An 11,948-nucleotide genomic window follows, 5' to 3' on the forward strand; every position below is an offset into this window, starting at 1 on the left:
CGTCCACCGCTCAGGCCCCGGCGCGATAGCGCAGCTTGACGATCTCTTCAGCCTGATGCACAACCCGAAACGCCTGCTTCAAATGGTGACGCTGCAAGCGACTGAGTTGGCGGGGATCGCAATAGTTGTCTGGCGTTTCACCCGCCGCAATTTGCGCGGCCTGCTGTTGCAGGCGAATACGATTGATCAGGGTGAAGGCATCTTCCAGATTCCGGCTGTCGAGCAAGGTCATGGCACCCGCTTTCACCAGCGCCTGTAAGCGTCGATGAGTATTCACTTCGCTGACGCCACAGGCCAGAGAATGCAGCCGCGCCAGCTCGATGATCGGCAAGACACCGCGCTTTTTCAGGTCCAGCCCCTGTCGATGCTCGCCACTGCGTTCCAGAATAAATCGTCCAAACAAACTGAGCGGCGGGGAGCTGGACAGGACATTTTCTGCCAAGGCAGCAAGGAAAATGGTATTGCGCTGGCTGTGCGTCAGCATGTGCTGCTGCAAGCGATCAGCGAATTCGCGTTTACCGGCAATGGCGCGCAGATCAAAAAAGATGCTGATGCGCATCACCGCATCGCTGCTGGGACTGCGCATCCAGGCATCGACAGTGGCCTCCCAGTCGCGGGCGCGCTGCCGCCACTGCGGGGATTTTGCCATCACATCGCCAGGACAGAAATCGTAACCGCATTGATCCAGCCCGCTACAAACAAAGTCCGCCAAGCTCGCAAACCAGTCCATATCGGCATCGCTGGCACTGTCGCAAATCAGCAAGCCGTTATCCTGATCGCCGCCCAGCAACTGTTCGCCTCGGGCCTGTGAGCCAAAACCCATCCAGCAGTAATCGCAGGGCGCAGGCCCCAGTTGCTGCTCGGCCAACTGGATGAGGCGACGGGTCAGCGCGTCACTCACAGCAGTGGTCAGCTGGGTAATTTGAACAGCCGGTGTATCGGCCTCCACCCATTGGCGAAACAGGCTGGGAAGTCTTGCCAACTGCGCCTGCAATGCCTCAACACTGTCGAGGCGGGAAAGGCGCTGTACGAAAAAGATCGGGTCGTCTTCCCGAGCCACATTCACATCTGACGTGGTTAACACCCCTTGAAGTTGACCGGCATCATCGACCACCGGCAAGTGGTGAACCCGATGCTCGGTCATGCTCAATACCGCATCAAACAGGCTGTTATCCGGACTCACACGATGGGGTTGGGCGGTCATGATCGTCGCAACAGGCTGCTCGGGACTCAGCTCTGTGGCGATGACCCGACTACGCAGATCGCGATCGGTGATAATGCCTCGCAGCTGCCCGCCCTCAGTGATAAAGGCCGACGACACACGCCGCTCGGTCATCGCCTTGGCCGCCGCTTTAATCGACGTGTCGGCACTGAGCTGCAAGGGGTCCGCACTCATCGTGGCAGTGACCGGCTGCATGAGAAACGACGGTTGTCCCCGGTAGCGGGCAGCCCGGCGCAAGCGGCGCTCAGCGCGGGCATGAAAGAAACGGTCAATATGGCGATGTTGGCGGCGCAGCGCCTGCAGGGCATTTTCCGGCAGGCGATAGACCAGGCAATCCTCGACGGCCAGGTAATAGCGCGAGTCCGCGTCGGCGTCTTTGACGACATTGGGCGAGAAGCTTTCACCGCTTTCCAGACGCTGCAGCAAACCACTCTCCTGCTGCTCGTCCACCATGCCACTGCGCAGGATAAACAAACCGTCGCCATCCGCCGGCCCAAAGCGGTGCTGGCGCCGAAAATAGGCAACTTTCAACTGTGGTGCCAATGCGGCCAGCACCTCATCATCCAGGCTGTCGAACGGCAGGCACTCGGCAATAAAATCCTGCACTAGCGCCAGTTCAGCCATATCGCTCATGATCGGCTCCTTATCGCTTCCGCGACCTCAGCCCTCAGGGCTTCTGATCGCGAAAATCCCGCTCGAAACTGGTTTCATAAACGGTGAAGGCCAAACCGGTTTCACCGTAGTAGAGGCTGTCATCTGCCATTGCCACCACTCTCAACAAAGGCGCGTCGCCTTTGGGCACGGAGCTGCGAATCTGCCAGCGTCGGCCATCATCCGAGATGGGCGTCATGGCCAGCGGTGGATACTCGGTATCGGCGTCGGGGGTAATGGCGATTTTGGCCGCCTGCAGAGGAAATTCCGATTCCAGTGTCAGCCCCAACACATGCTCGCTGCGCATGTCTGCCTGAAAATGCAGTTTGAAGTTGCCATTCTTGAAGGTGCAATGCCCACTCGAATATCGGCAGGACGAACTGGCCGCCAGCTCGTAGCTGCTGCCCGGTTCGGCCTGATGTGGCCGTTCGCTTACCGCCCGGTCAACACCAACGTAGGCAAGAATAGCGAGGATCGGTGTCACGATCATCGCGACAACAAAATGTTTATTCGTGAGTATGGATGTGGCGCTCATTGAAGTTCCCGCAATAGCGTGTCCGTCGTGGAAAACTCGCTGTCACACAGCGTTACAAGGCAAATTTCAGTGTAGCGGTTTTGTTCGGCAGGGTCGCCGAAAAGAAAAAAGGCGGGCAGTGGGGAGCTGCCCGCCGTTGCCACGATCAGTGATCGTGGGCTTCGTTGACACCCACCGGCACACGAATGTGCTCGACGAGTTCCTGCACCTCTGCCGGTGGCTCTTTGGTCACCGCGGAGACGGCAAAGGCAACAATGAAGTTCACCAGCGCGCCCACTGCACCGAATGCGTTGGGCTCGATGCCGAAGAACCAGTTCTCTTTCATGTCACCCAGAAAGGCGGTGCTGGCAACAAACATGATGCCCTTGTGCTGGAACACGTAGAGCAAGGTCACGCTGATACCGGCAATCATGCCCACAATGGCACCCTCTTTGTTGATGCGTGGGCTGAAGATACCCATCATCAGCGCGGGGAAGATGGAGGATGCGGCCAAACCAAAGGCCAGCGCCACCGTTCCCGCCGCAAAGTCAGGCGGATTGAAGCCGAGATAACCCGCACCACCGATCGCGGCCGCCATTGCCACCCGGCTTGCCATCAACTCCGACTTCTCGGAGATGCTTGGCATTAACACCCCTTTCAACAGGTCGTGGGAAATCGCCGAGGCAATCGCCAGCAACAGACCCGCTGCGGTCGACAGTGCGGCAGCCAGACCACCCGCAGCGACCAGCGCAATTACCCAGTTGGGCAGCTTGGCGATCTCGGGGTTAGCCAGCACCATAATGTCGCGGTCTACGGTAACCATTTCATTGGTCGCCGCATTGGCGGTGTACTGAATGCGACCGTCGCCGTTCTTGTCTTCAAACTCCAGCAGGCCGGTTTTCTCCCAGTTTTTAAACCACTGCGGACGCTCCTCGTAAGCCAGATTCTGATCGGCCGTCGGCGGTGCAATGGTGTCGTGGAGGTTCAGGCGAGCCATCGCGGCAACCGCAGGAGCGGTGGTGTAAAGAATCGCGATAAACACCAGTGCCCAACCTGCAGAGCTGCGGGCGTCTTTTACCTTGGGTACCGTGAAGAAACGGATAATTACGTGGGGCAGCCCCGCCGTACCGATCATCAGCGACAAGGTGTAGACGAACATGTTCAGCGTGCTGCCGCGAACATTGTTGGTGTAATCACTGAAGCCCAGCTCCGTAATGACCTGGTCCAGCCGGTCCAGCAGATACACATCCGTGCCACTGATCGTGCTGCCCAGACCCAGTTGCGGGAAAGGGTTGCCCGTCAGGTTGAAGGAGATGAAGATCGCCGGAATGGTGTAGGCCAGAATCAGTACGCAGTACTGGGCAATCTGGGTGTAGGTAATCCCTTTCATGCCACCGACAACAGCGTAGATAAACACGATCGCCATACCGACCAGCAGGCCAGTTTCGTAGCTCACTTCGAGGAAGCGCGAGAAGGCCACACCCACCCCTTTCATCTGGCCGATAACATAGGTCACCGAACAGATAATCAGGCAGATGACAGCGACGATCCTAGCGGTACGCGAGTAAAAGCGGTCGCCGATAAATTCCGGCACCGTGAACTTGCCGTACTTACGCAGATACGGCGCGAGGAACATCGCCAGCAGTACGAAGCCGCCGGTCCAGCCCATCAGGAAGACTGAACCGCCGTAGCCCATGTAGGCGATCAGACCCGCCATAGAGATGAAAGACGCGGCACTCATCCAGTCTGCGGCGGTTGCCATACCATTGGCCACGGGGTGAACACCGCCACCGGCCACGTAGAAGTCTTTGGTTGAACCGGCGCGCGCCCAGATGGCGATGCCGATGTAGATGGCGAAGGTAAACCCCACCACCAGATACGTTAACGTTTGAAGATCCATGATGGCTGCCTCTTAGAATTATGCGTCGTCATCCACGCCGTATTTGCGGTCGAGATCACCCATCTTTTTCGCGTAGATAAAGATGAGCACCACGAAGGTGTAGATAGAGCCCTGCTGGGCAAACCAGAAGCCGAGTTTGAAGCCGCCCAGGCGGATCGCATTCAGCGGTTCAACCAACAAAACGCCGCAGCCGTAGGACACGACAAACCACACCACAGACAACCACAGCATCAGGCGAAGGTTTTCCCGCCAGTAAGCCTGAGCCATCTCTTTCGATTCAAAAGCCATGCTTATTCTCCTTATTGTGACCAGTAGTGACGGCTACGCCATTCAGCAGCGGCCGTCACCGCCGAACGGAACTATCAGAAAACGTATTTGGCGCTGAATTGCAGGCGGTTGAGGTCGCCGCTGTCATCGCCGTTAATGGTGCCTTCAATCTCCTTCTCACCGTAAACCCATTCCCCACCCAGGGTTAACGCCGCAATCGGGGAGTACAGCAGGTTGGCGTGAACACTGCGATACGCTTTGGCGGTACCCGCCGGCGCATCGTTGGGGTTATCCGTTTCAGAAGCAGAAAGCACAAAGCTGCTGCGCCATTTGGGCGCCCAGAAATGGCGATACGCCACATAGCCGCCCACGGTATCCAGCAGCTCGATATCGCCGTTGCTTTCGATAAATCCGTCGCGATAGCTTTGCAGGCCAAGGTAGCGGCCGAGCGCGTTACCCGCGTTCAATTGGGCTTTCACATCGTCCTGACCCAGTTGCCATTTGGCGGCCAGACTGAGGGCATAGCCCATCTCGCTCTCATCACCCTCAATGGGCTGCGCGAGGTTGTTCGTGAAGTTTTCCTTGTAAGCGACTTCGCGCAGCATAAAGGCGGCGCTGTAGCTCATATTCCCGGCTTTACCGTTATAGCGGGCCACCAGATCAGGCAGGCTGTTGTTGTCAAAATCACCGCCGCCCGTCGCACCGCTGGCGCCGCCGTTCAAGCCGCTGGAGGGGTTTTCAATGGCCAACATCACCGAGTTGCCGTTGCCCACACCATGGGTCCAGCGTAGCTGCGCCTGACGCTCAAAGGCGGTGCCGACTGGGCCAACAAAATCCAGGGTCTCAGGGAGGGTGCCCACATTGAAGAAGGTGCTCCAGCTTTGACCCGCAAGCAGAGAGCTGTTGTCGTCGTATTGCCAGTTCACATAGGCGTGGCGAATACGGTTCACCGACGAGTTACTGATACGCTCGTCGCCAATCTGGTTAACACCGAAGTCCATCTCAATATGGGTAGAAATCACCCCGGCGTCGGTTTGCGTGGAGGTTTTAAACCAAATACGGGAATGCTTAGCCTGCATATCAAAGTGCGCATCACCGCTTTCACCGCCGACGGGAATCACCGACGGCACTAAAAAGTCATCGCCTACTGACGAGGTCGCGCGCTCACCGCCGCTGTATTGACTGACCATGGCATCCAGTTTGACGTAGCCACCAAAGCTGTATTGGGTATTTCCCTTGGTGCCGGTAACCGCAGCGGCTTCTTTTTCCGCCAGTGCCGTTTCCAGACGCGCAACGCGCTCCTCTAGGGTTTCTGCAGACACGGAGGCCGCCGCCACAGCAAGAGGCAGCACCGCCAATGACGGCAGCAGTCGAGACGATAAGCGATGATTATTATTGCTTTGCATGAGAGGTTCTCCCGGTTTGTTTTTATCGTGTTACCAGGAGTTATAGGCGTCATTGAAAAGCCTGAGTATTAGCCATTAGTCAAACATAGACTAAAGTCTATATTGGTCTGCGCTCGACCAAGGTCTAATGGCGCAATTCGGCATCGCGACCAATACTGTTCACCATCATAACAGTGCTTAGGACAACACGCCGAGGAACATGCCATGAGCGAGCAACGCTACCCGATCAAGGATTCCATCCGCAAGCAGGCGCATATTTCCGCCGAGCAATACCAAGCCATGTATCAGCGCTCCATCAATGAGCCAGACCAGTTTTGGTCGGAAATGGCCGAGCGCATTACCTGGCACAAGACACCGGAACAAATTAAAGATTGCAGCTTCGCACAGGACGATCTGCACATTAAGTGGTTTGAAGACGGCGTATTGAACGCCTCTGAGAACTGCCTGGATCGACACCTGGAGAGCCGTGGAGATAAAGCCGCGTTAATCTGGGAAGCCGATGAAGAAGGCCAAGCCTCACGACAGTTCACCTATAAAGAACTGCATCAGGAAGTCTGCAAGCTGGCCAATGGCCTGAAGTCACTGGGGGTGGGTAAAGGTGATGTTGTCACCCTGTATATGCCCATGGTGCCCGAAGCCATTTTCGCCATGCTTGCCTGCGCCCGTATCGGCGCTGTTCACTCTGTCGTATTCGCCGGCTTCTCGCCGGAAGCCCTGGCCGGACGGATCACCGACGGCAATTCGCCGCTGGTCATCACCGCTGACGAGGGTCGCCGCGGCGGGCGGACTGTTCCGCTCAAAAAGAACGTGGACGAAGCGTTGGAGCTCTGTGAACCTCAGTGCGTTAAGAAAGTACTGGTGCTCACGCACACCGGCGCCGACATTCACTGGCGCGGCAACCGCGACGTGGAGTACAACAGCCTGGTTGGCAGCCAGTCTCCGGTGTGTCCGCCGGAGCCGATGGGCGCCGAAGATCCGCTGTTCCTGCTGTACACCTCTGGGTCTACCGGCAAGCCCAAAGGCGCCGTGCATACGACCGGCGGCTATCTGGTCTATACCTCGCTGAGCCACTACACCGTTTTCGACTACAAAGAAGACGACATCTACTGGTGTATGGCCGACATCGGCTGGATTACAGGACACAGTTACGCGGTGTACGGCCCGCTGAGCAACGGCGCCACCTGCATTATGTATGAAGGGATTCCAAACTATCCCGACTGCGGCCGACTGGGACGTATCATCGACAAATACCAGGTCAACACGCTGTACACGGCCCCCACCGTGATTCGCGCGATGATGGCCCACCACGACGAAGCCATTGGCAGCAGCAGCCGCGAGTCGCTGCGCCTGCTCGGCACCGCCGGCGAGCCCATCAACCCCGAAGCCTGGGCGTGGTATCACGACGTCTATGGCGGCGGCCGCTGCCCCGTGCTCGACACCTGGTGGCAGACTGAAACCGGCGGCATGATGCTCACCCCCATGCCCGGTGCCACCGAGCTGAAGCCCGGCTCAGCCACCCAGCCGTTCTTCGGCGTGCAGCCCGCGCTGGTCGACAACGACGGCCATATTCTGGAAGGCGCCGCTGAGGGCAATCTGGTCATTATGGATAGCTGGCCCGCGCAAATGCGCACCATTTACGGTGACCACCAGCGCTATATCGACACCTACTTCTCGACCTTCAAGGGCTACTACTTCAGCAGCGACGGCGCCCGTCGCGACGCCGATGGCGATTACTGGATTACCGGCCGCGTCGACGATGTACTGAATGTCTCTGGCCACCGCATGGGCACCGCTGAGCTGGAAAGCGCCTTGATCGCTCACCCCAAAGTGGCCGAAGCCGCCGTGGTGGGTTTCCCCCACGACATCAAGGGCCAGGGTATTTACATCTACGTCACCCTCGGCGGCGACGAGCAGGGCTGCGAGGCGCTGCTGCAGGAGCTTAAGCAGTGGCTGCGCCGGGAAATCGGCCCCATCGCGTCGCCCGATGTGATTCAGTGGGCGGATGACCTGCCCAAAACCCGCAGCGGCAAAATCATGCGACGCATTCTTCGCAAGATTGCCGCCAATGAATACGACGCTCTCGGTGACATCTCAACGCTTGCCGACCCCAGTGTTGTGGCGCGACTCATCGAAACCCGCCGCGGCATCGACGATCGCGTCGCCTGATTCCACCCCTGTGGAAGGTGGTGTCGGCCCCGCTCTCCGCCGACGCCACGCCGGGAACCCCGGCTTTTCCTAAGCGCTTGCCCCGCGATGCGGGGCTTTTTTATACTGCTCGTGACTACAACAATAATGCCAACGAGGCCCCATGACTGCACAGCGATTCCTGATCGCCGACGATCACCCGCTTTTTAGATCGGCGCTTCGCGGCGCACTGATCACCGCCTTCCCCTCCGCCACGATCGATGAAGTCGGTGATATTGAGGCCTTACAACGCCAAGTGTCGGAAGATGCCGACATCGATCTGCTATTGCTGGATTTGAAAATGCCCGGCGCACAGGGGTTCAGCGCCCTGATCCACCTGCAAGCCCAACACCCCGAGATTCCGGTCATGGTGGTGTCAGCCTCGGAAAGCGACGATGTGATGTGCCGCGCCATCGACCACGGCGCGAGTGGCTTTCTTCCCAAAAGCAGTTCGCCGGAACAGATCAGCACCGCCATTGAACGGGTGCTGGCCGGGCAGCGCTGGCTCCCGGAGAATGTCAGTTATCAAGCCATGCGCAGCAATGAGGAAAAGACGATTGCCGACGTGGTTGCCAGCCTGACGCCACAGCAATTCCGGGTAGCCAGTTACCTCGTTCAGGGACTGCTCAACAAGCAGATTGCCTGGGAACTGAGCGTTACCGAAGCCACGGTCAAAGCCCACATCACCGAAATTTTCAGAAAACTCGGTGTGCACTCCCGTACGCAGGCCGTATTACAACTCAGTCAGCTGGATGTGAGCCCCGAAGTGCTTAACTGAAGGCTCGCCGAATCAATACCGCTCAACAAAAAAAGGCCGCGCAAACGCGCGGCCTTTTCGTCGTCAGGCGGGCAATTATCGCGTAATCAGTGCCAGCTCGACATCGCGGTCCAATACGGCCCACCAGGCGCGCTGCGACGCGTCATAGCCCAACAGTTTCTCGTCATCACAGCCATCGGCCAGACTCGGGGGCGCCGTATCGAGATAATCCTGACTCCATGCGCCGTCGACAATACAGGCCTCATCACTCAACGCCTGCCACTGATCTGCATCGCGCGTTGCAAGGATAACCCCGGTCGCCTCCATGCCCTCGGGCATCTGGAATTGAACCGCATAGCGATCCGCCGCGGCGTTAGCAATATTCCAGCTTTGTGTCGCCGTTGCTGGCAATAACTTCGGAGCCTTGGCACTGCCATCCGGCTGCGAGAACGCCAAGCCCGTATCGACATCCATCTGCTTGAGGCCGCCATAGGCGCCCTGATAGACACCGGTCTGATTCTGCATGCCGCTGATAATCAGGCGATCGCTGGCAGTGTCGGCAAGCGCCGGTTGCCAGCTCATGGTGACGTGCTCTTTCAAGTCGATGGTGGTTTCCGGAATGAGCAGAACATTTTCGTTTTCATCCGGCACCACGCGATAGAGGTTGTTCAGGTTCGGCGTCCAGCTCTCGTGGTACTGGTATAGCCACTGATATGCGAGCCGTGTCAGATCCATCAGGCTTTCCGCACGAGTGAACCCCGGTACAAATTCCATATCACGGGTCCGGCTGTCAGTACGGTTAAAGGTGTTATTCACCCCACCCACCAGCTGCGCACTCGACCCGTCATCAGCGAGACAAATGTCAGTGATATATTCCGGCTGGAAAACCAGAACCGACCGCGTCCCTTCCGGAATAGAGTTAGGATAAATCAGTGTTTCGCAGCGATTCTTGCCACGCGAGAATTTATCCATCAACTGCCAGTCAGCCGTGAATGCCTGATCAGGCGCATTGCTCGTAGCCTGATGCTCGGCGTAATAGGCGCGATAATCGACACGGTCTCCTTCAAACTGCAGCAATGCCGAGTTCACGTCGAAGTGGTCAGAACCGTTACCTTCGCTGAAGGTGGCGTTTTTCTGAGCCACGATGGCCTGCACCAGCTCGCGCTCGCCATAGCGGAACTCATAGCCTTTATAAGACGCGTTACCCGCCATAATCTGGGTGTACGCGCCCATTTGATAGTTGCCGCCTGACGGCGTTGAACTCGCAGGAAGCGTCGTCTGCATCGTGGTCGCAGAGACCAGCGAACGCTGGTACTGGTGCTCATGCCCCTGCACATAAATCACGTCGTGCTCAGAGAAAAACTCGCGGATATCTTTCTGAACACTGAAGACCCAATCGTCGCCTTTGGTTCCCTCAACGATTTGCTCGCGAGTTTGACCGTATTTCGCCCCGATAAGCCCATCGTGGCTGGCCACCACAATGTGATCAACACGGTCTGCCGTATCGGCCACAACATCTTTAATCCAGCTAATCGCCAGTGGCAGGTTGTAGTAGGCCAGACCGATAACCAACACATTATCGCGAACAACATAGTAGTTGACCCACTCGTAACCCGGCATATGCACGGCGTCGTCCGGAATGTAGTTGCGCATCGTGGCGATCCATTCCGTGGTGTAGGCATAGTTCATCTCGTGATTTCCCATCACCGGCATGAACTCAATACCCTGATCGCGATAGGTATCGGCAACGGATGTCCACTCAGCCCACTCAATCGAGCTGCCTTTATCCGTAAGGTCACCGACGGCAATAACCATGTCGACACCTTCGTTCGCCTGATGCGCCAACACCGCTTGCATCGGGTGCATGGCAACATGCGCCTGACCCTGTGCGTCAGAGCCACCCTGAGTGTCTGGCAGAAGGCCGATAACAAAGGGCTCTGCGGGCGTGCTCGTCTCGGGTGGATCACCGGCGGCGTCTCGCTGTGAGTTGTTATTATCGTCATCTGAGCTACAGGCGCTGATCGCGGCAGCAAGCAGCAAACCGCCTGCAATATTTCGCTTGCGTGGAGAGAAAATCATAATTTAGTCCATTTAACTGAAAGTGAGGTGCGCTCGAATTTTGCGCTTAGAAGAAAATTTCGCGACCATTACACCGCGCGGTTATGACACTTCAGTTAAAGTTTTCCTGCCTAATGGCGAAGCTTTTATGACAACAGAGCTATGCTGCAAAATTGCAATAGCCCTTCATGAAAGCGCTGAGAAAATATTGTGAAGAGCGCCCCTTAGGGCGCTCAATGAGTCTTAGTCGGCGCTGTTTTTGCGTTTATCACGCTTCTCTTTGCGCTTGTCTTTCAAACTCTTTTGCGGGGCTTTCTTCGCTTTTTCCCTGGACATATCCATCACTCCAAGTGATCCGGGGCAGCCCCTTGCCGCGCCGCTCCACTGGAGCCGCCCCGATTATCATTAACTCAGTTAACTGTTTGCGGCGCAGAGGCAACTGCATTGGCTAATTCTCCTTTATCGGCGGACTTATAAATGTGGATGACGCGGAAAGAGAGGCGCTGGCGACCCAGAAAAACAAGGCAGTCTTGCCCCTGCTCCAGCTGGTAAACCGCTCGACCCAGCGGCGAAAACACGGAGAGCGCAGCGTCTGCAGACACCCCCGGCATGACCAGTTTAAAACTCAGTCGCTGACCATCGCTGAGCGACTCCAGCAATACATGGTCTCCCAGAGACGCACCGGACGAAGGCTGCGCTGCCGCTCTGTCGAGACGACACAACATTGCCAGCAGCTCTACAGGCTGGCTGAAAAGGCTAAGATCAGAATAGACACGACGCAGCGAACACTGCGACGACTTGAAAAAGACGAACTGCGAGAACATCTCGACCTCCCCTGTAAGTGACAAGAATTTGCCGCTTGCCGGAAGGGAGACGCGCTTCCTTCCGGCTTAGGGGAGAAATTTCAGAGGGGCAAATTCAACCTTGCGAAGATGTTTCATTTATGTGGAAGTCCTCGAATGAGAACCCAGCATAGCCTGCAAAAAATA

The 11,948-nt window shown here is 57.1% G+C and carries 9 protein-coding genes; 2 read left to right on the plus strand and 7 right to left on the minus strand.

Annotation, left to right across the window (positions count from 1 at the left end; translation table 11 throughout):
- Nucleotides 1–10: 10 nt before the first annotated feature.
- From G411_RS0111785 to G411_RS0111805, 5 genes are all read right to left on the minus strand, one after another.
- A complete protein-coding gene (locus G411_RS0111785; protein WP_022959414.1) occupies nucleotides 11–1,855 on the minus strand; it encodes a putative nucleotidyltransferase substrate binding domain-containing protein in 1,845 nt (614 codons plus the stop codon).
- Nucleotides 1,856–1,889: 34 nt separating this feature from the next.
- Nucleotides 1,890–2,408, minus strand: a complete 519-nt coding sequence (locus tag G411_RS0111790; RefSeq protein ID WP_022959415.1) for a hypothetical protein — start codon at nucleotides 2,406–2,408, stop codon at nucleotides 1,890–1,892.
- A gap of 145 nt (nucleotides 2,409–2,553) precedes the next feature.
- The gene (locus G411_RS0111795) at nucleotides 2,554–4,287 is read right to left on the minus strand and encodes a sodium:solute symporter family protein (RefSeq protein ID WP_022959416.1); all 1,734 of its coding nucleotides are present in this window, start codon (nucleotides 4,285–4,287) and stop codon (nucleotides 2,554–2,556) included.
- Between the two features lie 18 nt (nucleotides 4,288–4,305).
- Complete coding sequence (locus G411_RS0111800; protein ID WP_022959417.1) at nucleotides 4,306–4,575, minus strand: DUF4212 domain-containing protein; 270 nt, start codon at nucleotides 4,573–4,575, stop codon at nucleotides 4,306–4,308.
- 74 nt (nucleotides 4,576–4,649) lie between these two features.
- Nucleotides 4,650–5,960 (minus strand): DcaP family trimeric outer membrane transporter, encoded by a 1,311-nt coding sequence (locus tag G411_RS0111805; RefSeq protein WP_022959418.1) that lies wholly within the window; start codon nucleotides 5,958–5,960, stop codon nucleotides 4,650–4,652.
- Between the two features lie 204 nt (nucleotides 5,961–6,164).
- Here G411_RS0111805 and acs point away from each other — a divergent pair, with 204 nt between their 5' ends.
- Entirely contained in the window at nucleotides 6,165–8,126 is a 1,962-nt protein-coding gene (gene acs, locus G411_RS0111810) for an acetate--CoA ligase (RefSeq protein WP_022959419.1), read from the plus strand.
- 142 nt (nucleotides 8,127–8,268) lie between these two features.
- Nucleotides 8,269–8,922, plus strand: a complete 654-nt coding sequence (locus tag G411_RS0111815) for a response regulator (protein WP_022959420.1) — start codon at nucleotides 8,269–8,271, stop codon at nucleotides 8,920–8,922.
- Between the two features lie 75 nt (nucleotides 8,923–8,997).
- Here G411_RS0111815 and G411_RS0111820 read toward each other — a convergent pair whose 3' ends face one another.
- Both G411_RS0111820 and G411_RS0111830 read right to left on the minus strand, forming a co-directional pair.
- Nucleotides 8,998–10,980, minus strand: coding sequence for a metallophosphoesterase family protein (locus G411_RS0111820; RefSeq protein WP_022959421.1), 1,983 nt, complete (start codon nucleotides 10,978–10,980; stop codon nucleotides 8,998–9,000).
- A 389-nt stretch (nucleotides 10,981–11,369) separates the two neighbouring features.
- Entirely contained in the window at nucleotides 11,370–11,783 is a 414-nt protein-coding gene (locus G411_RS0111830) for a GreA/GreB family elongation factor (protein ID WP_022959423.1), read from the minus strand.
- Nucleotides 11,784–11,948 lie beyond the last annotated feature (165 nt).

Origin of the sequence: Spongiibacter tropicus DSM 19543, from assembly GCF_000420325.1 — a bacterium.
GTDB classification, from domain to species: domain Bacteria; phylum Pseudomonadota; class Gammaproteobacteria; order Pseudomonadales; family Spongiibacteraceae; genus Spongiibacter; species Spongiibacter tropicus.